This is a genomic window from Limosilactobacillus walteri, from assembly GCF_014830205.1.
In the GTDB taxonomy this organism is placed as follows: Bacteria; Bacillota; Bacilli; order Lactobacillales; family Lactobacillaceae; genus Limosilactobacillus; species Limosilactobacillus walteri.
In genome coordinates this window covers 78,492-102,571 of record NZ_QORN01000005.1, presented here as the reverse complement: position 1 = coordinate 102,571, position 24,080 = coordinate 78,492, and the positions used below count along the sequence as shown (strand labels likewise).

The window sequence follows — 24,080 nt, the reverse complement described above, 5'->3', positions numbered from 1 at the left end:
ATTAAAATGGCTATTTACACAAAAGGTGGTGACAAAGGAGAAACAAGTCTATTTGATGGAACAAGGGTACCTAAAGACTCGTTGCGGGTTGAAACTTATGGAACCTTTGATGAATTAAATGCCAATATTAGTTTGGCTGACAAATTCTGTGAAAGTAAACGAAATAAGAAACTTTTGCAAGAAGTCGAATATAAAATGTTTTTCCTTCAAGGTGAGATAGCAACCGAAAATAAACAATATTTTGCAGATAAAAGCAAAATAATTACCGATGCAGATACCCGTTGCCTTGAAAAAATAATTGACGAGTACACCAATGAATTACCACCGGTTCATAGCTTTATCTTACCTGGTTCGAGTACTGCAGGAGCGCAACTTCATATTTGTCGAACGATATGTCGACGAGCTGAACGACTATTTGTAAGGCTATCAAAAAATGTTGAATTTCGTCCAGAACTAGAGCGGTATATCAATCGTCTATCAGATTTTCTTTATATTGTGGCTCGGGACGAAGATTATGAGGATTTGTTAAATAAAGTTACTGATAACGTTGTAGAAGTTTATAGACGTTATCAGCAGGAAAAGGACGTGCGTTAATAATGAATGAGGAACAAATTAGTAAAATTGTTGAAAGCGTAATTAATAGCAATAATTCAAAGAACTTATTTGATCGTCATAAGATGGAAAAAGTAATTGATGCAGCAGTTGCACGGGCCAATGAACTTGGTGTTGGTGTGACTATTGCAATCATGAAGGCTGACCAAGTACTACAAATGAGCTACCATATGCCAAATGCCAACTTAGTAAGTTGTACTCTTGCTCCTAAGAAGGCTTGGTCTGCACTTGCAATGAAAGAACCAACTAAAGACATTAGCAAGGATATCCAACCAGGTGCTGGTTTGTACCAAATGGAAACAATGCTTGATGGTCGCTTAGCATCATTTGCTGGTGGTATTCCATTGAAGATCAATGACGAAATTATTGGTGCAATTGGTGTTAGTGGTGGATTGGTTGAAGAAGATCAATCTATTTGTGAAGCTGCGGTTGCAGAGTTCTTGAAGGAGAGTAAGTAGATATGCAGATTAATGATATTGAAAATGCTGTACGCAAGATTCTTGCAGAAGAATTAAACAATGCAAGTTCGTCTTCAGTAAACGCAGCTGTCACTGCAGATGATGGCCACCGTGGTATTTTTTCTAATGTTAACGATGCTATTGCTGCTGCAAAGGCTGCCCAAGAGGTATATCGTGATAAGCCTATCGCTGTTCGGCAACAAGTAATTGACGCAATTAAAGAAGGCTTTCGTCCTTACATTGAAAAAATGGCTAAGGATATCAAGGAAGAAACTGGAATGGGAACTGTAGAAGCAAAGATTGCTAAGTTGCATAATGCTTTATACAACACTCCAGGCCCAGAAATTCTTGAACCAGTTACTGAAAACGGTGACGGTGGAATGGTCATGTATGAACGATTACCATATGGAGTTATTGGTGCTGTTGGCCCAAGTACTAATCCTTCTGAAACAGTTATTGCCAATGCAATCATGATGCTTGCTGGTGGTAATACGCTATACTTTGGTGCTCACCCGGGTGCTAAGAATATTACTCGCTGGACAATTGAAAAAATGAATGACTTCATTGCTGATGCAACTGGTCTTCATAATTTAGTTGTAAGCGTTGATAATCCAACCATTGAATCGGTTCAACAAATGATGAAACACCCTGATATCGCAATGTTAGCCGTAACTGGTGGCCCAGCGGTGGTTCATCAAGCTATGACCAGTGGTAAGAAGGCTGTTGGCGCTGGCCCAGGTAACCCTCCTGCAATGGTTGATGCAACTGCGGATATTGATCTTGCAGCGCACAACATTATTACATCTGCTTCATTTGACAACGATATTTTATGTACCGCTGAAAAGGAAGTAGTTGCTGAAAGCAGTATTAAGGATGAATTAATCCGTAAGATGCAAGATGAAGGGGCCTTTGTGGTTAACCGTGAACAAGCAGATAAGTTGGCTGATATGTGTATCCAAGATAACGGAGCACCTGACCGAAAATTTGTTGGTAAGGATGCAACTTACATTTTGGATCAAGCAAACATTCCTTATACTGGTCATCCAGTAGAAATTATTTGTGAGCTTCCTAAGGAACATCCATTGGTAATGACAGAAATGTTAATGCCAATCTTACCAGTTGTTTCTTGCCCAACTTTTGATGATGTTTTGAAGACAGCTGTTGAAGTTGAAAAAGGCAATCACCATACTGCTACTATTCACTCTAACAACTTAAAGCACATTAATAATGCAGCTCACCGGATGCAATGTTCTATCTTTGTTGTTAACGGACCATCGTATGTTGGTACTGGTGTTGCCGATAATGGAGCTCACTCAGGTGCTTCAGCATTAACAATCGCCACACCAACTGGTGAAGGAACATGTACCGCAAAGACATTTACTCGTCGTGTTCGTCTGAATTCACCACAAGGCTTTTCAGTACGTAATTGGTACTAATGGGGGGCATAATTCCAATGGAAAAATTTAGTATGCCAACTCGAATTTACTCGGGTACAGACAGCTTGAAAGAGTTAGAAACTCTTCATAATGAGCGCATTTTGCTAGTATGTGATTCGTTTTTACCTGGTAGTGATACCTTAAAAGAAATTGAAAGTCATATTAATGATAGCAATAAATGTGAAATATTCTCAGACGTTGTTCCTGATCCTCCGCTTGATAAAATCATGGAAGGGGTTCAACAATTTCTTAAGTTAAAGCCAACAATTGTTATTGGTATCGGTGGCGGATCGGCCTTGGATACTGGTAAAGGGATCCGTTTCTTCGGTGAGAAGCTTGGAAAGTGCAAGATTGATGAATACATTGCTATTCCAACAACAAGTGGTACTGGATCAGAAGTAACTAATACTGCTGTTATTTCTGATACTAAGGAACACCGCAAGATTCCAATTCTGGAAGACTACTTAACACCAGATTGTGCTTTACTTGATCCCAAGCTTGTTATGACCGCACCAAAGAGTGTTACTGCATATTCAGGCATGGATGTCCTAACACATGCGCTTGAATCGTTGGTCGCTAAGGATGCCAACCTATTTACTGTTGCACTGTCAGAAGAAGCAATTGATGCAGTTACTAAGTGCCTAGTTGAATGTTATCGTCATGGTGATAATGTTGATGCACGCAAGATTGTTCATGAAGCATCAAACATTGCAGGAACGGCTTTTAACATCGCTGGATTAGGAATTTGCCATTCAATTGCCCACCAACTTGGTGCTAACTTCCATGTTCCTCATGGTTTAGCCAACACGATGCTTTTGCCTTATGTTGTTGCCTACAATGCGGAACATTGCGAAGAAGCTCTGCATAAGTTTGCGATTGCCGCTAAAAAAGCAGGAATTGCAGCTCCTGGAGTTGGTGACCGTTTAGCTGTTAAACGCTTAATTGCTAAAATTCGGGAAATGGCACGACAAATGAATTGCCCAATGACCCTTCAAGCTTTTGGCATTGATCCAGCGAAGGCAGAAGAAGTGACTGATACTGTAGTTGCCAATGCTAAGAAGGATGCAACATTCCCTGGCAATCCAGTTGTTCCTTCAGATGATGATCTGAAGGTGGTTTACGAAGCAATAATTCGTTAATTTAGTTTATTTGGAGTGATTTGATGTCAAAAAAAATACTTGCAATTAATTCTGGTAGTTCATCAATTAAGTTTAAACTGTACTTGATGCCAGAGGAAAAACTATTAATTAGTGGCTCTGCTGAAAATCTCGGTTCTTCGACAAGTCAGCTTTCATATAAAACTGATAAAACTAGCGAGACGAGACAAATTCCTTTAAAAAACCACTCAGAGGCAATTGATCACATTATTGATATTTTAATGTCCAGTGGGGTTGTTAAGGATAAGTCAGAAATTTATGGTGTTGGACACCGAATTTCTCATGGCGGGAGCTACTATACCCATGCAGTAGCAGTCACTCCAGAAGTAGAAAAACGGATTGATGAATTGAAGGTATTATCACCATTGCATAATCCAAATGGGTTAGCAGGGATAAAAGCCTTTGAAAAATTTCTTCCAGATGCTAAGGAAGTAGTTACTTTTGATAATTCATTTCATCATACAATCCCTAAGAAAGCCTATATGTATGCTTTGCCGTATGAATTTTATGAGAAGTACCAAATTAGACGCTACGGGTTCCATGCCCCTTCACATCAGTATGTCTCAGAAAAAGCGCGCGAACTTTTTGGTAAAGAAAAGACTCGTCGGATGATCACATGCCACTTAGGAAATGGATCAAGCGTTTCGGCGATCTTAGATGGAAAGTCGGTTAATTCTTCGATGGGCTTTACCCCGTTAGCAGGTGTAGTAATGGGGACGCGATGTGGAGATATTGATCCTGAAATTATTCCTTTTCTTGAAGAAGAACTCAAGATTGATTCACATGAAATGCGGCGAATAATGAATGAAGATTCAGGACTTAAAGGTTTATCCGGAATTTCTAATGATGAACGTGAAATCGAAAGTGCGGCTAAAAATGGTAACGAACGGGCGCAATTAGCTTTAGATGTTTTTGTACATTCAATTCAACAATATATTGGAGCATATACAACTGATCTTGATGGATTAGATACATTAGTATTTACTGCCGGAATTGGTGAACATGCTGCTTATATTAGAAGTCAGATATGTAAGAATTTGGACTATCTTGGAGTCAAAATTGACGAAGAGAAAAACAAAAATAACGAGCTAAGTATTGAAGCGCCTGATAGTAAAGTTAAAGTAGCCGTTATTCCAACTAATGAAGAAATAATTATTGCCCGTGATGTAATGAATGTAACTCAGCAATAAAATGGGGATGATGCTATGGCTAGGCAGGATATCAAACGGACAATTCAAGAGTATGTTCCAGGTAAACAGGTAACATTAGCACATATTGTTGCTAACCCTACGCCAGATATTTATGAGAAATTAGGGATACAAACTCCTAAAAATGCGCTTGGTATTTTGACAATAACGCCGAGTGAAGCCTCAATTATTGCTGGGGATATTGCTACAAAATCGAGTAATGTTACTCTAGGGTTTATTGATCGATTTAGTGGCTCGGTTGTAATTGTGGGAGAAGTTTCTGAAGTTGAATCAGCATTGCGTCATGTGGTTGATAAGCTACAAACGTTACTAGGGTTTGATGTTCCTGAAATTACGCGAACATAGTATTAAAAAGTGTATTCATTTGCTTAGCATATAAAATTAAGTGAGTGAATACGCTTTTTAGAAAGGAGGGGGATGTAAGATGGCGAATCATCAGCGGATATTATCATTTGAGCATGGCTTTAATTTTCGTGATCTTGGTGGATACGAAACTAGTAATGGTCATAAGTTAAAGTGGAATAATATTCTTCGTTCTGCACATCTCTCTTATTTTGATCAAGTTGAACAGCGAAAGCTTTATAGGTATGGTATTAGAACAATTATTGATTTTAGGTCGACATCTGAAGTTGCTTTATATCCAGACCAATTAACATCATTAATGAATTATATCCGGATACCAGTGTTTGATAATGATCTTACGGAAAGTAACATTAGTATCAATGAAGCACGAAAGAATTTTTCACAAGATCCGCAAGCAGGATTTAATCGAATGATGAAGGTATATCATCAATTTGTTACCGATGAGCAAGCTCAAGAAGCATTTCATATTTTTATGAAAAAATTATGCCTGCACCCTGCACAAGGAGGCATCCTCTTTCATTGCTCGGCTGGTAAAGATCGAACTGGGCTGGCGGCAATATATCTATTAAATGCCTTGCAAGTTCCCCAAAACATTATTTATCAAGACTATATGTTGACTAATCAGGCCTCTGTAAAGCGAATAAGAGAGCGTCTTGACTATGCTGTGAAAAATGATTTAGGTGAGAACCATTTGCGCTCAATCTATGATTTATCAACGGCAAACCAGTGTTACTATAACCAAGCATATTTTCTTATTGATAATAAATATGGTGGGATGCAAAGCTACATTAAAGATGTACTGCAGATTAGCGATTCAATGATTGAACAATTACAATACCTTTATTTAATTTAACGAAATAAACAACTTGATGATTTGAAAGATTGGTTTAGCCCTTGCCTTTCTTAAAATAAAGAGACTAGAATTATGTAGTCTCTTTAATATACATATTTAATTTGGGTGATGGTGTTTTATGACAACTTTTTTTTAATTCGTCACGGTGAAACTTATGCTAATCGATTAGATTATATCCAGGGGACATTAAATAATGACCTGACATTATTAACTGAACGCGGGAAAATAGAAGCTCAAAACTATCAAAAAGTATTTATCAACAATCAGATAGATTATGTCTATGTAAGTCCATTAAAAAGAGCAATAAAAACTGGTGAAATTATTTGCGCTCATACTGATATTAAAGTGCAAATCGACCAGCGATTGTCGGAAATTTCGTATGGAACATGGAATGGGGTTGCAATCAATGTATTAAAAGCACAGTATGCGGCCTATTTCGATTTAGAGACTAATGATGTGCGACCACATTCGATTGAAGTAAGCAATGGGGAAAGTTTTGCCCATGCTCGTGAAAGAATATGGTCTTTTATCCAAGAAATTGCCAAGAAATATCCGCAAAAAAATATTTTGCTAGTTACTCACGGATGGGTAATAAAAAATATTGTTTCTTTATGTTTGAAAAATGTTGATGGTGTTGTGTTTAAGAATCCACAAAATTTAAGCGTTAGTAAAATCCAAATCGATTTGCTGTTAAACCAACGAAAAATTTGTTACTATAACCGACCTTTTATAGGAACGGGAGTATTATGAGTTTTTTTGCAGTCCTTATTATTTTTCTAGGATTAAATATTGATACTTTTATCGCACTTTTATTCGTTTTACGAAATTATAACTATCGTCTACCAATAATTGGCTTTGGAACGGCGACCATTGTCTTGTGGGCTTTAGGTGTCCTTCTTGGTAAAAGTCTAGCTTTTCTGTTTCCTGATTGGATTACAGGATTTATGGGGATAGTATTAATCTTTCTTGCTATTTTTAATCAGAATGATGAGGAAGAGGCAGTTAACACGAATTTCTTTTCGCTTTTTATATTTTGTTTAAGCTTGGGTGGCGATAATTTGGCTGTCTATATTCCATGGGTAGTAAATCTTACTTGGTATCAGATTATATACATTGGCGTGGTTTTTGAAATTTGCTCAATTCTATTAATCCTATTTGGGAAATTAATTGTTTCCTCGCGTCCAGTAGCCTATTTACTAGAAAAATATGGCAATTATGGAAGTAAGCTTGTATATATTCTAGCAGGAATCTATATTGTATGGAGTAGCCACCTAATAACGCATCTTTTGGGGCCATTTAGTTGAGTTCAGTAATTAATTTATCAATGTTAATGTTCTCTACTGCAGAAATGGGGATAACTTTTTTCACACCGGCGCTAAGCAGTAATTTTTTTGAATATTCAATATCTGCGGGATCTTTTACTAAATCGATTTTAGTAATGACACCGATTGTTGGCTTTGTAAACATCGAGCAAAATCCTGCAGGAAAGACTAGCCGTTTATCGACGGCACTTTGTAAAAGGACAACAATATCTGCATCCATTGAAGTTACACGAAGCGTGCTCATCATGTTATGATGCTCCATGTATTCGCCGGGGGTGTCGATTATATTAGACGTAAATTCGACAGCTTGCGTTTTATTATATTTAATTTGCTGGTGTTCTAAACGTTGCGTAAGAGTTGTTTTGCCACATGCGATTGCACCGATAAACATAGTTCTTTTCATGATGTAAAACCTCCACCAATCTCTACAAAATTATACTAGTCACTTGTATTATAATAAAAGCGGTTACACATAGCCATGGATTATTAAAGAATTAAGCGAGGAATTTAGAAATGTTAACAGCACATGTAGTTTATGCCACGATGACTGGTAATAATGAAGAAGTAGCAAATATTGTATGTGATTGTCTAACTAATTTAGGCGTTAAAGTTACTGAGTCGGAAATTTCACAGGCTGATATTGATGAATTTAAAAAGGCGGATATTTTAGTTGTATGCGCATATACGTATGATGAAGGAGCAATGCCAGAAGAGGGAATGGACTTTTATGATGATTTAAGAGAAACCAATCTTGCTGGTAAGGTATACGGGGTTGCAGGCTCTGGCGATAAATTTTACGGTGAGTATTTTAATACCACTGTTGATCATTTTGATGATGCATTTAAGCAAGCTGGGGCAACTTCGGGAGCCGCAAAAGTAAAAATAGACCTTGAACCATATGAGGAAGATATTGAACGATTAGATAAATTTGCGCAAGGATTAGTAGCAACAGCAGGTAAAAACTAAAAAGGGATGATAAAAATGGTTAAAGTCGGTGTGTTAATCGGGAGCTTAAGCAAGAATTCTTATAGTCGGAAAGTAGCAAATTATTTTACTAAGTTACCCAGTGATCTTCAATTTATTGAATTAAATTACACCATTTTACCGTTTTATAATCCTGATTTAGAACGCGAAAATACTCCGCTTGAGTGGCAAGCATTTCGGCAAGCTGCTGATGAGATGGACGCTTTATTGGTTGTTACTCAAGAATATAACTATTCACTACCAGGTGGGCTAAAAAATGCACTAGATGTCCTATCAGTTCCATCGCCTAACCAACACTTAATGGGGAAACCGGTGATGGTAATAACAGATTCTGCGGGTGAAAAAGGTGGCTTGATTGCGAATGCGCACCTCCATCAAGTACTGCGTTATTTAGGAATGAAGGTAATGAATTGCACAATTGCAATTGGGAATGTGCAGTCTGTTTTCAAAAATGGCGAAAATAATGATCAGAAACTCGCAAAGCGGTTGCAACAAGATATCAAAGACTTTGAATACTTTATTAGGGAAAGTAGCTTCCCTCAACAAGCATGTATTGATTTGGCGCATAATTTTACCTATCATCCTGGAGAATTAGCCTTATTGAATAATAAGGGAGATAAAATCGCAATAGCCGTTCTGAAAAATGATCAAAATAAAACAATGATAATCGAAGAAGTTACGGTTAAAAGTAACTATCGTGGTCAAGGACTTGCAAATAAGATTATGACGACTTTAATGTGGTTAGTAGAAGGAGCAGATTGGCAGGTAAAAGCAAATTGTCCTTTTGCTAAAAGTTACTTTGAAACCCATCCACAATTTAGCAATCTGGTCATAGGGTAAGCAGGAGGCTGTGACGTAAGGATCCTACTATATAGTAGGAAACTCTATAGCGTAGTATACAAAGGGCTCTAGTGTTCGTGAAAACCGAATACTAGAGCCCTATTTGTGCTTGTGGGGGACTAAAATATGTTGTCTCTCAGCTTTAACTATTTTAACGAATAATAGCAAGATAACGTGGATCATAACCATAAAGCTCAAGTCTAATTAATCAGCCCGTGACGTGCTTAATCATCGTTCGGGTTTAGCCAACTGCCTTGCCAAGAAGGTTATTCCTCCTCTTTTGTATACAGTAATTATTAATGAAAGACATCTTTGCTATTACGATATAAAGTATCTTGCTGTTGTTCTAAGTAATTAGCGTATCTTGCTACCGCAAAAAAGTAATCAGAAAGTCGATTAATAAAAGTTAAAACATCAACGTTAATTTCTTCTTTTTGCATGAGGAGAACAATCCGTCTTTCTGCTCGGCGGGTAATAGTTCGAGCAACATGCAAAGAAGAAGCAAGCTGAGTTCCACCAGGAAGAATAAATTTCTTAACTGTTGGAACTTTTTCAGTATATGTATCAATTCTTTCTTCGAGCCATGTAGTTGGTTTGGCCTTATCAAACTTAAATGGATGGCGTTCATCATTTTTAGGCGTGGCAAGGTCATGACCACAATCAAATAGGAGTTGTTGGATTTCTTCTAATTCTGCTGATAGTTCATTGGTTTGGTTTCCAATTAATGATCTTGTATAACCGATCCACGAATTAAGCTCATCAACTTCGCCATAGGCTTCAACACGGGCATCACTCTTATATAGAATCTTTTTTCCAATAATTCTTGTTTGTCCTTGGTCACCATTCTTTGTGTAAATTCTCATGGGAAAACTGTCCTTTCACTATTTTGTCCTAAGTTTACTCCTAAAGATAAAAATTGTTGACGCTTTTCTGATACTCAGTCAAATAATACTAATTTCTACTGAATTGCTCAAAAAATAGCACTATTAGTTTTATGAAAAAAGTGATAATCACTAAAATTATAAAAAAATACTAACAATCTGGCAAAAAAAGATAAAAATTTTAACGACAAGAAAATTTAATTAACATTTTTTAACTAATTTAAGCGCTAATAATGCTTCTTTGTCTTATGTGTTGTTAAGTATTGCACTAATAAAGTGAAAATCGTAACTTAATAAGTGTAGAAATACGGAAACGCTTTCTTGAAGTTAGTGGGTGATATTGTGAAGAGTAGTATACATCACGGAGGAAATGTTGACAAAGTAGCCGAGCAATTAAAAGTTCCAGTTGAGGAAATTAAAGATTTTAGTGCGAATATTAATCCTTTAGGTTTCCCTTCAGACTTATGGAATGTATTGGTTCAATCATTTGCGAACATTGAAGTTTACCCCGATCCTAATTATCCAGAACTAAAAGGGGCAATTGCTGAGCATTTTAATGTTGCGCCTGACGATGTTTTTGTAGGCAACGGAGCTACTGAAGTGCTTGATGAGGCGATTCGAGCAGAAAAGACAACTGATGCAATGGTATTAGCACCGACATTTGGTGAATATGAGCGCTTATTTAGCCGGCTTGGTGTGCATGTTCATCACTATAAAGTATTGGAAAAGGATAATTTTACTTTTTCGATGCCCGATATGATTTCATTTTTAAAAGCACACCATGAAATTACAGTTATCTGTTTAGCAAGTCCTAATAATCCAACGGGACAAATAATTGAAACTTGCGATCTTCGTAAATTGGTTGATTTTTGTAATTATCATCATCGATTATTGATCTTAGATGAAGCATTTATTGATTTAACGGTAAAAGGACAGGTGAGTTTTATTGATGAGTTGCATTCTGCAGATCGAGTATATATTATTCGTGCCGCAACTAAATTCTTTGCGATTCCGGGGTTACGATTGGGATATTGCATAACGAAAAATAAGCAGTTGCAAGAACTAATCCAAGTTCAAGAAAATACTTGGTCCGTAAATGGCATAGCAGATGTTTTTGGACAAAATATGTTTCGGGCCCAGAAGTATATAAAATTAACGCATGAATGGCTTGATGAGCAACAGCAGGCCTTATACGTGGCGTTGCAGAAAGTGTCGGGGATTAAGGTTTTTCCAAGTGTTACCAACTTTTTCTTGTTTAAGTGTGATGATCTTAATCTAAGAGAAAAGTTAATCAACCATCATTTGTTGATTCGACAGTGTGATGACTATGAAGGCTTAGGATCACAGTATTACCGGGTAGCTGTTAAGGGACCGCAGGATAATGTTTTATTAGTAAACACTCTAAAACAGGTTTTTGGGCGTGAAGAAAAATGAAGAAAATATTAATTGCCGGTGTAACAAGCGGATCTGGGAAAACAACTGTTGTTCTAGGAATTTTAAAAGCATTGAGTAAAAAATATAAGATCCAATCATATAAAGTTGGTCCTGATTATGTAGATACAAAATTTCATACGCGAATAACTAAACGGCCCACCCGCAACCTTGATAATTATCTTGTTCCAAATTCTCAGACGCTAAATTATTTGTTTACAGCTGATACTGAAGGAATTGATTTAGGCATTGTTGAGGGGGTTATGGGGCTTTATGATGGGCTAGGAACCGATAAAGACGCCTATTCAACTGCTAGTGTAGCAAAGCAATTGAACATTCCTGTTATTTTGGTCATTAATGCACGAGCTACTTCTACTTCGGCAGCTGCTATTCTTAAAGGATTTATTGATTTTGATAAGAAAGTGCCGATTAAAGGAGTAATTATAAATAATGTAATGAGTGAAAATCATTATAAACTCGTTGCTGGAGCAATTCATAGATATTTAGATATTCCAGTTATAGGATATCTTCCGCATAATTCTGAGATTAGCCTTCCTTCAAGACAACTAGGATTAGTTCCAGATGATGAATTGTCAGGAATTGATAAAAAGATCGCTGAGATTGCACAGGAGGCAGAGGAACATATAGATCTTCAACAGCTTGAATCATTGGCGGCCCTTTCAACGGTAAACAAAAATATTTCTTTTAATATTCCAACAACTAAATTACGTGTAGGAATTGCTAAAGATGAGGCATTTAATTTCTATTATGCTGATAATTTGAAGCTATTAAAAAAAGCTGGTGTTAGCCTCGTGCCATTTAGTCCAATCAATGACCAACACTTGCCTAGTATTGACGCCTTATATTTTGGTGGCGGTTATCCTGAAGAATTTGCTAAACAATTAGCAGATAATGTATCGCTAAAAAAAGAAATTAAGGATTTTTCAGTCAAGGGAAAGCCAATTTATGCGGAATGCGGTGGCTTAATGTATCTGGGTAAGTTATTAAAGCAAGGACAGCATGAGTATCCCATGGTTGGGATTTTTAATGGTCAAAGTGAGATGACGCCACGACTAAAGAAATTTGGCTATTGTAATGCTGCTCCCCAAAAGGATTGCTTATTGGGGAAGAAGGGTCAAAAAATTGTTGGCCACGAATTTCATCATTCAATGTTTACACCATTAGACGATCAGTTAAAGCCGGTCTTAAAAATGCAAAAGATTCGTGACCAGCAAGTGGTAGATACTTGGCAAGGTGGCTACCAGATAAGAAATGCTTTTGCTAGTTACTTGCATGTTCATTTTTATCAAAGTGAGGATGGATTTAACTACTTTTTGCAGAAATTAGGAGCTGAAATACGATGAGTATTGCAATTATGATTGCAGTGGCCTTTATCCTTGATTTGTTGTTAGGTGATCCCCATTCGTGGCCTCATCCGATTAAAGCAATTGGATACCTAATCGCATGGCTAACTAAATTATTCAATAAAGCGAGCTATTCAGAAAATAAAAGAAAATGGCTTGGCGCATTGACGTGGGGAATAACAGTTGGTGGTACAGGATTAATTACGTCTTTGATCATGCGGCTATCTTCTGTTAACTACTATTTGTATTTAATTGTTGGGACATATTTAAGCTATACATGTTTGTCTACGCGACAGTTAGCGATTGAAGCGAAAAAAATTATGAAGAGTCTGCAACAAAACAATTTAGTAAAAGCGCGGAAACAGGTTGGAATGATTGTGGGCCGTGATACTAAGCAGTTAAGTGCTGAACAGGTTACAAAAGCAACTATTGAAACTGTTGCAGAAAATACGAGCGATGGAGTGATTGCACCATTATTGTTTTTAGCACTTGGTGGACCGGTTTGCGGAATGATGTATAAGGCAATAAACACATTAGATTCGATGGTCGGATACCGAAATGAAAAATATCGTGCATTTGGTGAAGTGTCCGCAAAAATTGATGATCTTGCTAATTATATTCCTGCACGTTTAACTTGGTTATTTTTGATAATTAGCAGTTGGATTTTGCGTGACGATACAAAAGAAGCAATTACGGTTGGTGAACGTGATTGTGAAAATCACCTTAGTCCTAACAGTGCGTTTAGTGAAGCGGTCGTTGCTGGAGCGTTACACCTCCAACTTGGCGGACCCCATTACTACTTTGGCGAATTAGTGAAAAAACCATACATTGGAAATGACCACCTAGTAATAGCCGCTAATTGGCATTTGAAAAGGACAATTACAATGCTATACATGTCCGCAATCATTGGTCTAATCTGCTTTGAGCTTGGTCGTTTATTAATAGTTTGGAAGTGAAAAAAGATGGTAAAAGAGAATTATATTACAGTCCCACATCAAATAACTGATAAAAGTTTTCAAATAATTCAAGAAGAAATTGATAGGCTTGATCCCGATTATCGCTTTGAAAGTCCGCTTCATGAGGCAGTCATTAAGCGCGCTATTCACACAACAGCAGACTTTGATTATTTGCAAAATTTAAAGTTCACCCACAATGTATTGGAAAAATTAAAATATGTTTTGTTAAATCAAGGTGTTATTTATACGGACACGACGATGGCCTTGTCGGGGATAAATAAACGACGCCTTCAAAAATTAGGTGTTGATTATCAGTGTTTGATTCGCGATCCGCGTGTAATTGCCATGGCAAAAGATAAAAATATTACCCGTTCTATGGCAGCAATTGAAGTAGCAGCGCAAGATCCACGAGAAAAGGTATTCATAATTGGAAACGCACCAACGGCGCTATGTAAGATTATCGAATTAGTCAAGGCAAAGAAGCTTGATGTTGCGGCGGTGATCGGTGTTCCTGTTGGATTTGTGGAAGCAGCAGAAAGTAAACAGGCATTGTATGAATCGAACATTCCTGCAATTGTAGCACTTGGTCGCAAAGGTGGCAGCAACTTGGCAGCCGCATTAATTAATGCGGTTATGTATAACATGGATATTGAGGATTTAGGTGATGAGTATGGCCGTCACTCCAAATAATAATTCGGAAGATAATTTTGTTTATTACAATGGACGCAAGTTACGCAAGGGTTTTACTACGGGGACAACCGCAACGGCCGCAACTGTTGCTGCGATTCGAACACTATTGAATCAGGAACCGCAAGAAACAGTTACTGTTCATGCTGCCAATGGAAAAATTGCAATTTTCGATGTTGAGCAAACTGACTTTAATAAACAGACGGCTAGTTGTGCAATAAAAAAAGATGGTGGTGATGATCAGGATGCAACAGATGGTACCTTGATTTTTGCGACTGTTACTCTCCGAAACGATAATGAGATCCATTTAGATGGCGGTAAGGGCGTTGGCATAGTAACTAAAGAAGGTTTAGCAAATAAACCAGGAATGTCTGCAATCAATCCAACACCACGTCGGGTTATTAAAGAAGCAGCTCGTAAAGAAATTGGCGATGAACAAGGAGTAGATATTGTCATTTCCGTTCCAGACGGAGAAAGAATTGCTAAATTAACTTACAATCCGCGATTAGGAATTATTGGCGGGATTTCAATTCTTGGAACCAGCGGTATTGTTACCCCAATGTCAGAAGCTAGTTGGAAACATTCGATTTCTATTGAAATGAATATCCATCGTAAACGTGGAGACGATAAGGTGGTTCTTGTTCCTGGAAATTATGGTGAAGATTTTGCTAAAGATGACTTAGGGATAACAAACGATAAGATCGTTCAAATGAGTAACTTTGTTGGGTATGTTCTCCATGAAGCACAGCGATTGAAGTTTAAAAAAGTTCTAATTGTTGGTGATCTAGGAAAGATGATTAAAGTATCAGCTGGAATTTTTTCTACCCATAGTAAAGATGCAGATGCACGTGCCGAAATTATGGTGGCAAATCTCGCATTATTGGGTAATGTGCCAACTGATTTTCTTCGTAAGATTTATGGGTGTTTAACAACAATTTCCATGATTAAGCTAATTAATGAAGCTGGTTATCAAGCTGTTTACCAAATGATTGTTGACAAGATTAAGCTGCGAACGGAAAAACTGTTAGCACATCGTGAGCCGCAGATAGAAATTGATGCTGTGATTTTCTCACGGGAAAGTGGTTTATTGGCAGCCAGTAAACCATTAGCAAAAATCAAGGGTGAGTGGCAATGATAGTAGTATTAGGAATTGGTCCAGGAAATCAGGAATACCGCCTGCAGGGAATAATGAAATACTTAACGCAGGCCGATGTAGTAATTGGATCGAAGCGGCAGTTAGCAGTATTTGAAGAATTGATAAGGAAAAAGCAAATGCTATTACCCCATTTAGCAGAGTTGAAAGATTATTTGCAAAAAAATGCGGATAAATTAATCGTCTTGCTGGCATCAGGGGAGCCCTTACTATATGGGATTGGGACCTGGGTAAAAAAGAATATTTCTAATCAACCAATAAAGATAATTCCAGGTATCAGCTCAATTCAATATATGTTTGACCGATTAGGTTTATCAATGAATGACTGCTACATAACAAGCAGCCATGGACGCAGGCCTAATTTTGATTTCTTATTACAGCATTCAAAAGTTGGAATGGTGACAGATCAAATCTTCGGACCATTTGAAATCGGTCAGGAAATAAAGAAACGGGGACTGCATCGGAAAATCTATGTCGGAGAAAGCCTAAGTTATCCTAATGAGAAAATAACAAAGTATGATGAGCAAACAGTCGAAAATCGTAATTATGCAATGAATGTGGTGATTATTACAAATGCGTGATGATGAATTTTTAAGAAATAAAGTCCCAATGACAAAATCTGAAGTACGGGCGATTAGCATTGATAAGTTAGCGCTTAACAAGAAAAAAAGTTTACTTGATGTGGGGGCCGGAACTGGTAGTATCAGCATTCAAGCAGCGCGGGAATATCCTCAGATAAGTGTGACCGCGGTCGAAATGAATCCAGCTGGAATTGATATTATTCAGCAAAATGTCCAAAAGTTTGGTTTGCATAATATTAACTTGATCCAGGGGATGGCCCCGCAAGATATCCCAGATCAAGCGTATGATGCAATTTTTATCGGCGGGAGTGGGGCTTATCTCAAGGAAATTATCGATTTTGCAAGTATTCATCTTGACGATCATGGGATGATTGTTCTCAATTTCATCTTATTTGAGAATGCAATGCAGGTTGAAAAACTATTAGCTAATGCAGGATTTGATGACATCGAGATGGTTGAAGTAGGGATTTTGCGATGGCATCAGTTGGGCAAAGGACACTACTTCAAGCCTAATAACCCAACGATTATTGTTAGTGCAAGAAAGTAGGAAGGAATGATTGAAAATGGCAATTGTTAGTTTTGTGGGAGCAGGCCCAGGGGAAACAGATTTAATTACGTTAAAGGGATATAAGTTATTATCCGAAGCAGATGTTGTAATTTATGCGGGCTCCTTAATTAATAAAGATCTCTTAAATTATTGTAAAGCGGATGCTGAAAAGTATGATAGTGCCAAAATGACCTTAGATGATATTGTTGATCGGATGGAAGCGGCAGTAACAGCAGATAAATCAGTTGTTCGACTGCAAACAGGTGATTTTTCAATTTATGGTTCGATTCGTGAACAAATCGAAGAAATGAAAAAACGCGGCATAAAGTATCAATGCGTTCCAGGAGTTAGTTCATTCCTTGGGGCTGCTTCTAGTATGGGCGTAGAATATACTGTTCCAGAAGTAGCTCAAAGTGTAATTATTACTCGAATGGCGGGAAGAACACCAGTACCTGAAAAAGAATCGTTAAAGTCATTAGCTCAGCACCAGACCTCCATGGTTATTTTCCTATCAGTTCAAGGAATAAAAAAAGTGGTTGCTCAGTTAGAAGAAGGTGGCTACCCGGCCGATACACCAGCAGCAGTTATCTATAAGGCAACATGGCCTGATGAAAAAGTCGTTCGTGGAACGTTGAATGATATTGCAGAAAAGGTTCATGATGCTGACATTCGGCGAACAGCCTTAATTATGGTCGGAAAGTTTTTGGGTGAGGAGTATAACTATTCGCACCTTTATGATGCTGGTTTTAGCACTATGTTTAGAAAAAAGAGTAAATAATTATGAAAAAGTTTGCCGTTATTGCTTTGACTGAAGGGGGAGCACAGACTGCACGCTGCTTGCAAGAACAGCTGGCAACGCAAGGCTTTAAGGTCGAAGTTATTTTACCGCAGCGATTAGCGAGAGAGCGTGAAATCTACTATCGAAAAGGAGATTTTAACTCAACAATGCATCGCCTGTTTAGGGAATATAATTGTGTAGTTTGCATAATGGCAACCGGAATTGTTGTTCGTGCATTAACAGGGGTAGTTGTTGATAAAACAGTTGACCCAGCTGTGATTGTAATGGATGAAAAAGCTCGGCATGTAATTAGCATGCTTTCGGGACACGTTGGTGGTGCTAATGAATGGACCCGGTTAATTGCAAGATTGATGGAAGCAGAACCAGTAATTACAACAGCAACAGATACAGAAAAAGTGCAGGCTTTAGATGTTTTAACGAAGAAAGTAAATGGTTGGTATCCTAACTTTAAAGAAAATACTAAAAAAATTAATCGCCGATTAGCAGAAGGTAAGGCTGTAGAGTTATTTATCGAACCATACTTAGAGAAATACGTCGAACAATTTAATGGCTTTACATTGATAAGAGATATCGAGAGCCATCGTGGTGGAACGCCATTAGTAATCGTTTCTGATCATACTGGGTTTGCTAAAAACGCAGATATAATTCATGTTGTTCCACAGTTAAATGTGCTTGGTGTTGGCTGTCGGAAAGATGTACCAATTGCAATGATGCAAACCGCCTTTACAGAGTTTTGTCAACAGCACCAATTACTTTGGCAATCTATCGTAAAAGTAGCTTCGATTGATGTAAAAAAACATGAGGCAGCTATCCAATACTTAGCTAAGACATTAAATGCTGATTTAGAATTCTATACCGCAAAAGAATTACAAAAAGTAAGTCAAAAATACCCTGAATCGGCTTTTGTCTTAAAAACAGTTGGGGTTGGCAATGTTGCTTGTGCGGCAGCTGATTACGCAAGTGGCGAACAGAATGTGACACAGCGCTATGCAAATCACGAAATCACGATGGCACTTAGCCGTCTGCATGAAATCTAGGAGGAAAGAAAATGTTATATGTAGTTGGTTTAGGACCAGGATCAAAAGAATTAATGACAGAAGAAGCGCGAGATGTAATCGAACGGACTCATACAATTGTCGGCTATGCCACATATGTTCGATTAATTGAAGATATGATTGAGGGGAAAGAACTAGTAGTAACCGGGATGCGTGGTGAGATTGATCGTTGTAAAAAAGCATTAGAAATTGCAGCTACCGGTGAAGATGTGGCTATTATTTCTAGTGGTGACGCCGGAATTTATGGGATGGCGGGCTTAGTTTTGGAACTCGCTGGTAAGATGAAAGAACATATTGACGTTAAGGTAATTCCTGGCGTTACCGCAAGTATTGCGGCTGCAGCCCATTTAGGGGCACCGTTGATGAATGATTTTTGCCATATTAGTCTCAGTGACTTGATGACACCATGGGAAGTAATTACGAAACGAATTGATGCAGCAGCTGCCGCGGACTTTGTTATTTGTCTTTATAATCCACGAAGTAAGGGACGTCCGCACCATTTACGCAAAGCACTTGATATTATCTTGAAATATAAATCACCAGATACGATTGTGGGAATTGGTAAGGATGTTGCTCGGGCAAAAGAAATTGATAAAGTAACAACAATTGCTGACCTTGATGAAACTGAGATCAATATGACATCGATTGTGATTGTTGGAAATAAAAATACATATGTTGAAGATGGACGAATGATAACACCACGAGGATATACACTATGATTCTTCTATTAGGGGGAACGAGTGAAAGCTTAGCTGTCGCGGATTATTTGAGGATGCATAATGCTCTGTTTACCGTTTCGGTAGTAAGTGATTATGGGGCTAAGTTAGCTCAACAACATAGCAAGAAAGTGAATCAAATCATCTTTAGCGAAGAGAATTTTTCAGCGTTTTGTCGCAATAATAAGATCGATTTTATTGTGGATGCCACTCATCCATTTGCACGGATCATTTCTAAATTAGCAATCGACGAAGCCCAAAAGCTTAATATCCCTTACTTACGATTTGAACGTCAAAATGAATATAGTAAAAATACCATGTTAAAAATGGTAGATTCATTAGCTGATGCGTGTCGATATTTACAGAATACTGATGGTAAGATTTATCTTTCGACTGGCAGTAAAACAGCACCGCAATACGCTGATGAATTGGGAGTTAAGCGGCTGCATGTTCGCGTTCTGCCTACCTTAAAGGTAATGGAAAATTTAACGAATGCTGGCTTTATTGCCTCGCAAATTGACGCAATTCAAGGGCCGTTTACAACTGCGATGAATATTGAATTATTTAAGCATGCGGACGCTCAAATTGTAGTAACTAAAGAAAGTGGGCGTCAAGGTAGGATTCAAGAAAAAATTGCTGCCTGTGAGCAACTCGGCATCCCCTGTGTAATCATTCGGCGACCACAAATAAAATATCCACATGTAGTTGCGGATTTGAAGGAATTAGGAAAATATTTGGAGGAAAATTATGAAAGGCAGAGTAACGCTTCTAGGGGCAGGGCCGGGAAATTCTGAATTGCTGACATTGATTGGGAAACGGCGGCTTAAGGAAGCTGACGTGGTATTGTACGATCGGTTAATTGATCCGTCATTATTAGCGTTTACAGCTAAAAATGCTGAACTAGTCGACGTTGGTAAAATGCCGCTTCACCACAAAGTAAAACAGTCGAAAATAAATGAAATGTTAGTAAATTATGCAAACGATGGCAAAAAAGTTGTCCGGCTTAAAGCAGGTGATCCCTACGTTTTTGGCCGTGGTGGTGAAGAAGCGCAAGTTTTGAACAATCAAGGGGTAAATTTTGAGATCATCCCAGGAATCACAAGTGCTATTGCTGGATTAGCAGCAGCTGGTATTCCGATTACTCACCGTGATTACGCTTCTAGCTTTCATATTATTACAGGTCACCATAAAAAAGACGGTCAGCAGCTTGATTGGGAAAATATCGCTCATCAAGAAGGAACTCTTGTATTTCTAATGGGGATGGCACAATTATCAAATATTTGTCAGGAACTCATTAGTCATGGGAAAGACCTCCAAACCCCTGTCGCAGTTATCCAATGGGCAACCCAGTGGCGGCAGAAAAAAGTAATTGGTAATTTGACGAATATTAATGATTTAGTAGTTAAGCACCAAATAGGGGCACCGGCATTAATTGTTGTTGGGAATGTGGTCCAGCTTAGTGATGAATTAAGTGTGCGAAAACCATTAGATGGAATTCATTTATTAGTTCCCTTTAGTGCTCGGCAAAGATTATTTAATTTGTTGACAGATTTAGGAGCGACTGCAGACTTCTATTCGCGACAGGAAAAAGTTCCAGTAGCTACTGACTTTTCAGCTATTAATAAATATTCTTCAATTCTTATTGATGATGTTGCTTCATTCCGTCAATTTATTCAGCTTTTAATTCGAAATGGCAAGGATCTCCGCGTTCTTGCAGGAAAGCAAATTATTGCAGGCAATCAAAGCGTTGCCAAACATTTAAAAGCGATGGGATTACTAGTTGATAAGATAATGCCAGTTGATATCTCACAAACAAACTTAGTGGAGCTTGGTGGTGAAAAACCACAATATAATATTGGACGCTTTTTGAAACTTTATAAAGAAGAACATAGTTTGTTGACACTACCTTTTGAATTGGCTGAATTTAGTGGAGTAGTATTTCCAAGCACTGCTAGTCTAAATGATTTTTTAACCTCGTTAGACGAAGAACAAAAAAGTCATTTGCAATCCTTAAAGGCATTTACAATGGGAAAATTGATCTGCCAAGCGGCTCAAAGGTGTGGCTTTTCAGAAGTGATTAACTGTCAACCAAATCTCCAAGCAACTGTTGAAAAAATAAAGGAGGAGTTTGCCCGTGACTAAAAAAGCAATCCTTGCCGTTAGCTTTGGGACGACATATCCAGAAACAAGGGAAAAAACATTAGGAGCTACTGAAAAGGCAATTGCGCGGGCTTTTCCTGATTATGATGTTTTTCGGGCATTTACTTCCAAAATAGTTCGCAAACGAATAGAAAAAAAAGAAGGGCTGGTAATCAATGACGTTTCTACAGCGCTTCACCAGTTAGCTAAGCAAGGCTATGAAAAAGTATATGTTCAATCTTTGCATATTATCCCAGGAATTGAATATGGGCTAGTGGAAGATGCAGTCGCAAAATACAAGAATGACTTTAAACTAATTAGAATTACCCAACCGCTGTTAACGGCGTTTGCTGATTTTCAGCAATTAGTTGCATTTTTAAAGATGCAAAGTGAGTATTTGCCCACAGGAAAGGCTATTTTGTGGATGGGACATGGAACTGTGCATAGTGCGTTTACAACATATGCATGCTTAGACCATATGCTTATGGGAACAAAAAGCTATGTCGGAGCGGTGGAAAGCTACCCCGATATTAATGATGAGATTATTCGGTTGAAACACGCGAAAGTTGAAAAAGTGTATATGCAGCCATTAATGATGGTGGCAGGTAATCATGCCCATAATGACATGGCGGCCGACACAGCTGATTCATGGAAAAGCATCCTAAAAGATAATGGTATTATGGCGCAACCAGTTCTAAAAGGGATGGGTGAATACCCAGAAATCCAGAAGATGTTTATTACAAAATTAAAAGCGACGATGAAGGAGGAGTAAAAGATGGCTAGTTTTTTTGGCATTGGAGTAGGCCCTGGTGATAGTGAGCTACTAACAATAAAAGCCGTTAATACGATTAAGAACCTTGATATTTTATATACTCCGCAGGCACGAAAAAATGGAAAAAGTATTGCTGAGAAGATTGCTGCTCCTTATTTGCCGCTTAAATTAGAAATAAAAAGACGTCACTTTCCAATGGTGAAGGATTTAGAAACAAAGGTAAGAAGTTGGCAAGAAATTGCTGATGAAATTGCGGTTGATGTTCAAACTGGTAAAAACGTTGGCTTTTTGACACTGGGAGATCCTTCGGTATATAGCACGTTTAGTTATATTGCTGAGCTTTTAAAAGGAAGAGTCGAAATTCAAACGATTGCAGGGATATCATCATTTAGTCAAATTGCTGCTAATTTATCGACTCCCCTTATGTTAGATGATGAAACATTAGAAGTTATTCCAGCAACTGCCAATTCAGCACAGTTAGCAGAAGCAATTGATCTTAATGACAATGTGGTCATTATGAAAATCGCAACAAACTTTGCCAAAATATACCAAATACTAAAGGATCGCAATTTATTAAACAAAACAATTGTGGTTGAAAATGCGTCAATGGCAGGGCAAAAAGAAAAAGTTTTAGCGGATTATTCCATTGATGATCGATTACCATATTTTTCAACGGCTTTATTAAAGAAGGGAAATCACGATGTTAAAAATAATTAGTAGATATCGAAAATTTATTACATTTTTCATGATTGGCCTAGTTTATACCCTTGCTTATCCTCTTACGGCGCATGCGATGCATATTATGGAAGGGATGCTTCCGCCACGGTGGTGTATTTTTTGGTTTGTAGTATCTGCGCCGTTTTTTATATATGGTCTTTACCGAATGTATAAAATTGTTAATTCCGGAATTCCTAACGCTAAAGTCATGCTTGCACTATGTGGAGCATTTGTCTTTGTCCTTTCGTCCTTGAAATTACCGTCTGTTACAGGGTCTTGTTCCCATCCGACTGGTGTGGGTTTAGGAACGGTTTTATTTGGGCCGGGAGTAATGTCGGTGCTAGGAGTGATTGTTCTTTTGTTTCAGGCTTTACTTTTAGCACATGGCGGATTAACGACATTAGGGGCAAATGAATTCTCAATGACCATTGTTGGACCGATTGTTGGTTATGCAGTATGGAAGTTGTGCCGAGCAATGAAGGTAAACCGGTCAGTTTCTTTGTTTCTTTGTGCAATGTTTGCCGATTGGTCGACATATGTAACGACTGCATTTCAATTAGCAATTGTATTTCCTGACCCCAATGGTGGAATAGTAGCTGCATTAATCAAATTCCTCAGTATTTATGCAATTACCCAAATTCCGTTAGCGATAGCAGAAGGCTTGCTTACCGTCATTGTGTACAACCTTGTAATAAGCAACGATCTTTGGAAGGAGTCGGCTTTACAATGACTAAGCGAACAAAGATAAATATTGTTTTATTAATTTGTGTAATCCTTTTAATATTAATTCCATTTGTTTTTGTGAAGGGCGAATATGGTGGTAGTGATGACCAAGGAACAGCACAAATAAAGAAGTTTGCTCCTAACTATAAGGTGTGGGCGCGTCCAGTGTGGACCCCCCCATCAGGAGAAATTGAAAGTCTTTTATTTACTTTACAAGGATCGTTAGGAACAGGAGTCATTTGTTATTTGATTGGCGTTGCCCATGGTAAAAAGAAGGCACTCCAGAATAAAGACAAGCATCGTTCATCCAAGTAACGGAAAAGTGA

The 24,080-nt window shown here is 38.0% G+C and carries 29 protein-coding genes; 27 read left to right on the top strand and 2 right to left on the bottom strand.

The window, feature by feature from the left end; translation table 11 throughout:
- The first annotated feature begins 6 nt into the window (after window positions 1-6).
- From DTK66_RS01730 to DTK66_RS01690, 9 genes are all read left to right on the top strand, one after another.
- Window positions 7-594, top strand: coding sequence for a cob(I)yrinic acid a,c-diamide adenosyltransferase (locus DTK66_RS01730; RefSeq protein WP_191667589.1), 588 nt, complete (start codon window positions 7-9; stop codon window positions 592-594).
- Between the two features lie 2 nt (window positions 595-596).
- Window positions 597-1,070, top strand: a complete 474-nt coding sequence (locus DTK66_RS01725; protein ID WP_003669911.1) for a GlcG/HbpS family heme-binding protein — start codon at window positions 597-599, stop codon at window positions 1,068-1,070.
- A gap of 2 nt (window positions 1,071-1,072) precedes the next feature.
- Complete coding sequence (gene pduP / locus DTK66_RS01720) at window positions 1,073-2,506, top strand: CoA-acylating propionaldehyde dehydrogenase PduP (protein WP_191667588.1); 1,434 nt, start codon at window positions 1,073-1,075, stop codon at window positions 2,504-2,506.
- Window positions 2,507-2,523: 17 nt separating this feature from the next.
- Complete coding sequence (locus DTK66_RS01715) at window positions 2,524-3,645, top strand: 1-propanol dehydrogenase PduQ (protein ID WP_191667587.1); 1,122 nt, start codon at window positions 2,524-2,526, stop codon at window positions 3,643-3,645.
- Between the two features lie 23 nt (window positions 3,646-3,668).
- On the top strand, window positions 3,669-4,853 hold the full coding sequence (locus DTK66_RS01710; RefSeq protein ID WP_191667586.1) for an acetate/propionate family kinase: 1,185 nt from the start codon (window positions 3,669-3,671) through the stop codon (window positions 4,851-4,853).
- A gap of 15 nt (window positions 4,854-4,868) precedes the next feature.
- The gene (locus DTK66_RS01705) at window positions 4,869-5,216 is read left to right on the top strand and encodes a BMC domain-containing protein (protein WP_102816758.1); all 348 of its coding nucleotides are present in this window, start codon (window positions 4,869-4,871) and stop codon (window positions 5,214-5,216) included.
- A 79-nt stretch (window positions 5,217-5,295) separates the two neighbouring features.
- Window positions 5,296-6,087, top strand: a complete 792-nt coding sequence (locus DTK66_RS01700; protein WP_191667585.1) for a tyrosine-protein phosphatase — start codon at window positions 5,296-5,298, stop codon at window positions 6,085-6,087.
- 108 nt (window positions 6,088-6,195) lie between these two features.
- On the top strand, window positions 6,196-6,837 hold the full coding sequence (locus DTK66_RS01695) for a histidine phosphatase family protein (RefSeq protein ID WP_191667584.1): 642 nt from the start codon (window positions 6,196-6,198) through the stop codon (window positions 6,835-6,837).
- Window positions 6,834-7,391, top strand: coding sequence for a cadmium resistance transporter (locus DTK66_RS01690; RefSeq protein ID WP_191667583.1), 558 nt, complete (start codon window positions 6,834-6,836; stop codon window positions 7,389-7,391). The genes DTK66_RS01695 and DTK66_RS01690 overlap by 4 nt, the downstream gene beginning before the upstream one ends.
- Here the strand turns inward: DTK66_RS01690 and DTK66_RS01685 are convergent.
- A complete protein-coding gene (locus tag DTK66_RS01685; RefSeq protein ID WP_191667582.1) occupies window positions 7,384-7,812 on the bottom strand; it encodes a EutP/PduV family microcompartment system protein in 429 nt (142 codons plus the stop codon). The genes DTK66_RS01690 and DTK66_RS01685 overlap by 8 nt on opposite strands.
- Window positions 7,813-7,922: 110 nt before the next feature.
- On the opposite strand from DTK66_RS01685, the gene DTK66_RS01680 reads away from it, so the two are divergent.
- Window positions 7,923-8,375: a flavodoxin gene (locus DTK66_RS01680; protein WP_191667581.1), complete on the top strand. Its 453-nt coding sequence runs from the start codon at window positions 7,923-7,925 to the stop codon at window positions 8,373-8,375.
- Between the two features lie 15 nt (window positions 8,376-8,390).
- Window positions 8,391-9,233, top strand: a complete 843-nt coding sequence (locus tag DTK66_RS01675) for a GNAT family N-acetyltransferase (RefSeq protein ID WP_191667580.1) — start codon at window positions 8,391-8,393, stop codon at window positions 9,231-9,233.
- 296 nt (window positions 9,234-9,529) lie between these two features.
- On the opposite strand, the gene DTK66_RS01670 is transcribed toward DTK66_RS01675, so the two are convergent.
- A complete protein-coding gene (locus DTK66_RS01670; protein WP_191667579.1) occupies window positions 9,530-10,096 on the bottom strand; it encodes a cob(I)yrinic acid a,c-diamide adenosyltransferase in 567 nt (188 codons plus the stop codon).
- 360 nt (window positions 10,097-10,456) lie between these two features.
- Here DTK66_RS01670 and DTK66_RS01665 point away from each other — a divergent pair, with 360 nt between their 5' ends.
- Genes DTK66_RS01665 through DTK66_RS01590 form a run of 16 tightly spaced genes read left to right on the top strand, consistent with a single transcriptional unit; the run spans window position 10,457 to window position 24,069 of the window.
- Window positions 10,457-11,548 carry a pyridoxal phosphate-dependent aminotransferase gene (locus tag DTK66_RS01665; RefSeq protein ID WP_368356236.1) on the top strand — a complete coding sequence of 364 codons (1,092 nt, stop codon included), beginning with the start codon at window positions 10,457-10,459 and terminating at the stop codon, window positions 11,546-11,548.
- Window positions 11,545-12,909, top strand: coding sequence for a cobyrinic acid a,c-diamide synthase CobB (locus DTK66_RS01660; RefSeq protein WP_191667577.1), 1,365 nt, complete (start codon window positions 11,545-11,547; stop codon window positions 12,907-12,909). Before DTK66_RS01665 ends, DTK66_RS01660 begins: the two co-directional genes overlap by 4 nt.
- Window positions 12,906-13,865, top strand: a complete 960-nt coding sequence (gene cbiB / locus DTK66_RS01655; RefSeq protein WP_191667576.1) for an adenosylcobinamide-phosphate synthase CbiB — start codon at window positions 12,906-12,908, stop codon at window positions 13,863-13,865. Before DTK66_RS01660 ends, cbiB begins: the two co-directional genes overlap by 4 nt.
- Before the next feature lie 6 nt (window positions 13,866-13,871).
- The gene (locus DTK66_RS01650) at window positions 13,872-14,555 is read left to right on the top strand and encodes a cobalt-precorrin-8 methylmutase (RefSeq protein WP_191667575.1); all 684 of its coding nucleotides are present in this window, start codon (window positions 13,872-13,874) and stop codon (window positions 14,553-14,555) included.
- Window positions 14,536-15,687: a cobalt-precorrin-5B (C(1))-methyltransferase CbiD gene (gene cbiD, locus DTK66_RS01645; RefSeq protein WP_191667603.1), complete on the top strand. Its 1,152-nt coding sequence runs from the start codon at window positions 14,536-14,538 to the stop codon at window positions 15,685-15,687. The genes DTK66_RS01650 and cbiD overlap by 20 nt, the downstream gene beginning before the upstream one ends.
- Complete coding sequence (locus tag DTK66_RS01640) at window positions 15,684-16,286, top strand: cobalt-precorrin-7 (C(5))-methyltransferase (protein ID WP_191667574.1); 603 nt, start codon at window positions 15,684-15,686, stop codon at window positions 16,284-16,286. The genes cbiD and DTK66_RS01640 overlap by 4 nt, the downstream gene beginning before the upstream one ends.
- A complete protein-coding gene (locus DTK66_RS01635) occupies window positions 16,279-16,833 on the top strand; it encodes a decarboxylating cobalt-precorrin-6B (C(15))-methyltransferase (protein WP_191667573.1) in 555 nt (184 codons plus the stop codon). The genes DTK66_RS01640 and DTK66_RS01635 overlap by 8 nt, the downstream gene beginning before the upstream one ends.
- Before the next feature lie 16 nt (window positions 16,834-16,849).
- The gene (locus DTK66_RS01630; RefSeq protein ID WP_191667572.1) at window positions 16,850-17,611 is read left to right on the top strand and encodes a cobalt-precorrin-4 methyltransferase; all 762 of its coding nucleotides are present in this window, start codon (window positions 16,850-16,852) and stop codon (window positions 17,609-17,611) included.
- A gap of 2 nt (window positions 17,612-17,613) precedes the next feature.
- Window positions 17,614-18,669, top strand: coding sequence for a cobalt-precorrin 5A hydrolase (locus tag DTK66_RS01625; RefSeq protein ID WP_191667571.1), 1,056 nt, complete (start codon window positions 17,614-17,616; stop codon window positions 18,667-18,669).
- A gap of 11 nt (window positions 18,670-18,680) precedes the next feature.
- The gene (gene cobJ, locus DTK66_RS01620; protein ID WP_191667570.1) at window positions 18,681-19,406 is read left to right on the top strand and encodes a precorrin-3B C(17)-methyltransferase; all 726 of its coding nucleotides are present in this window, start codon (window positions 18,681-18,683) and stop codon (window positions 19,404-19,406) included.
- Window positions 19,403-20,197: a precorrin-6A reductase gene (cobK, locus tag DTK66_RS01615; RefSeq protein ID WP_191667569.1), complete on the top strand. Its 795-nt coding sequence runs from the start codon at window positions 19,403-19,405 to the stop codon at window positions 20,195-20,197. Before cobJ ends, cobK begins: the two co-directional genes overlap by 4 nt.
- Entirely contained in the window at window positions 20,151-21,545 is a 1,395-nt protein-coding gene (gene cobA, locus DTK66_RS01610; protein ID WP_191667568.1) for a uroporphyrinogen-III C-methyltransferase, read from the top strand. The genes cobK and cobA overlap by 47 nt, the downstream gene beginning before the upstream one ends.
- A complete protein-coding gene (locus tag DTK66_RS01605) occupies window positions 21,538-22,314 on the top strand; it encodes a sirohydrochlorin cobaltochelatase (RefSeq protein WP_191667567.1) in 777 nt (258 codons plus the stop codon). Before cobA ends, DTK66_RS01605 begins: the two co-directional genes overlap by 8 nt.
- Window positions 22,315-22,317: 3 nt before the next feature.
- Complete coding sequence (locus tag DTK66_RS01600; RefSeq protein WP_191667566.1) at window positions 22,318-23,031, top strand: cobalt-factor II C(20)-methyltransferase; 714 nt, start codon at window positions 22,318-22,320, stop codon at window positions 23,029-23,031.
- Window positions 23,015-23,761, top strand: coding sequence for an energy-coupling factor ABC transporter permease (locus DTK66_RS01595; protein ID WP_191667565.1), 747 nt, complete (start codon window positions 23,015-23,017; stop codon window positions 23,759-23,761). The genes DTK66_RS01600 and DTK66_RS01595 overlap by 17 nt, the downstream gene beginning before the upstream one ends.
- Window positions 23,758-24,069, top strand: a complete 312-nt coding sequence (locus DTK66_RS01590; protein WP_191667564.1) for an energy-coupling factor ABC transporter substrate-binding protein — start codon at window positions 23,758-23,760, stop codon at window positions 24,067-24,069. The genes DTK66_RS01595 and DTK66_RS01590 overlap by 4 nt, the downstream gene beginning before the upstream one ends.
- Window positions 24,070-24,080: the final 11 nt, after the last annotated feature.

What these genes read in the sequence shown, in the direction of transcription:
- DTK66_RS01730 (WP_191667589.1), top strand. Translation starts at nt 7, where the DNA reads ATGGCTATTTACACAAAAGGTGGTGACAAAGGAGAAACAAGTCTATTT.
- DTK66_RS01725 (WP_003669911.1), top strand. Translation starts at nt 597, where the DNA reads ATGAATGAGGAACAAATTAGTAAAATTGTTGAAAGCGTAATTAATAGC.
- pduP (WP_191667588.1), top strand. Translation starts at nt 1,073, where the DNA reads ATGCAGATTAATGATATTGAAAATGCTGTACGCAAGATTCTTGCAGAA.
- DTK66_RS01715 (WP_191667587.1), top strand. Translation starts at nt 2,524, where the DNA reads ATGGAAAAATTTAGTATGCCAACTCGAATTTACTCGGGTACAGACAGC.
- DTK66_RS01710 (WP_191667586.1), top strand. Translation starts at nt 3,669, where the DNA reads ATGTCAAAAAAAATACTTGCAATTAATTCTGGTAGTTCATCAATTAAG.
- DTK66_RS01705 (WP_102816758.1), top strand. Translation starts at nt 4,869, where the DNA reads ATGGCTAGGCAGGATATCAAACGGACAATTCAAGAGTATGTTCCAGGT.
- DTK66_RS01700 (WP_191667585.1), top strand. Translation starts at nt 5,296, where the DNA reads ATGGCGAATCATCAGCGGATATTATCATTTGAGCATGGCTTTAATTTT.
- DTK66_RS01695 (WP_191667584.1), top strand. Translation starts at nt 6,196, where the DNA reads ATGGTGTTTTATGACAACTTTTTTTTAATTCGTCACGGTGAAACTTAT.
- DTK66_RS01690 (WP_191667583.1), top strand. Translation starts at nt 6,834, where the DNA reads ATGAGTTTTTTTGCAGTCCTTATTATTTTTCTAGGATTAAATATTGAT.
- DTK66_RS01685 (WP_191667582.1), bottom strand. Translation starts at nt 7,812, where the DNA reads ATGAAAAGAACTATGTTTATCGGTGCAATCGCATGTGGCAAAACAACT.
- DTK66_RS01680 (WP_191667581.1), top strand. Translation starts at nt 7,923, where the DNA reads ATGTTAACAGCACATGTAGTTTATGCCACGATGACTGGTAATAATGAA.
- DTK66_RS01675 (WP_191667580.1), top strand. Translation starts at nt 8,391, where the DNA reads ATGGTTAAAGTCGGTGTGTTAATCGGGAGCTTAAGCAAGAATTCTTAT.
- DTK66_RS01670 (WP_191667579.1), bottom strand. Translation starts at nt 10,096, where the DNA reads ATGAGAATTTACACAAAGAATGGTGACCAAGGACAAACAAGAATTATT.
- DTK66_RS01660 (WP_191667577.1), top strand. Translation starts at nt 11,545, where the DNA reads ATGAAGAAAATATTAATTGCCGGTGTAACAAGCGGATCTGGGAAAACA.
- cbiB (WP_191667576.1), top strand. Translation starts at nt 12,906, where the DNA reads ATGAGTATTGCAATTATGATTGCAGTGGCCTTTATCCTTGATTTGTTG.
- DTK66_RS01650 (WP_191667575.1), top strand. Translation starts at nt 13,872, where the DNA reads ATGGTAAAAGAGAATTATATTACAGTCCCACATCAAATAACTGATAAA.
- cbiD (WP_191667603.1), top strand. Translation starts at nt 14,536, where the DNA reads ATGGCCGTCACTCCAAATAATAATTCGGAAGATAATTTTGTTTATTAC.
- DTK66_RS01640 (WP_191667574.1), top strand. Translation starts at nt 15,684, where the DNA reads ATGATAGTAGTATTAGGAATTGGTCCAGGAAATCAGGAATACCGCCTG.
- DTK66_RS01635 (WP_191667573.1), top strand. Translation starts at nt 16,279, where the DNA reads ATGCGTGATGATGAATTTTTAAGAAATAAAGTCCCAATGACAAAATCT.
- DTK66_RS01630 (WP_191667572.1), top strand. Translation starts at nt 16,850, where the DNA reads ATGGCAATTGTTAGTTTTGTGGGAGCAGGCCCAGGGGAAACAGATTTA.
- DTK66_RS01625 (WP_191667571.1), top strand. Translation starts at nt 17,614, where the DNA reads ATGAAAAAGTTTGCCGTTATTGCTTTGACTGAAGGGGGAGCACAGACT.
- cobJ (WP_191667570.1), top strand. Translation starts at nt 18,681, where the DNA reads ATGTTATATGTAGTTGGTTTAGGACCAGGATCAAAAGAATTAATGACA.
- cobK (WP_191667569.1), top strand. Translation starts at nt 19,403, where the DNA reads ATGATTCTTCTATTAGGGGGAACGAGTGAAAGCTTAGCTGTCGCGGAT.
- cobA (WP_191667568.1), top strand. Translation starts at nt 20,151, where the DNA reads ATGAAAGGCAGAGTAACGCTTCTAGGGGCAGGGCCGGGAAATTCTGAA.
- DTK66_RS01600 (WP_191667566.1), top strand. Translation starts at nt 22,318, where the DNA reads ATGGCTAGTTTTTTTGGCATTGGAGTAGGCCCTGGTGATAGTGAGCTA.
- DTK66_RS01595 (WP_191667565.1), top strand. Translation starts at nt 23,015, where the DNA reads ATGTTAAAAATAATTAGTAGATATCGAAAATTTATTACATTTTTCATG.
- DTK66_RS01590 (WP_191667564.1), top strand. Translation starts at nt 23,758, where the DNA reads ATGACTAAGCGAACAAAGATAAATATTGTTTTATTAATTTGTGTAATC.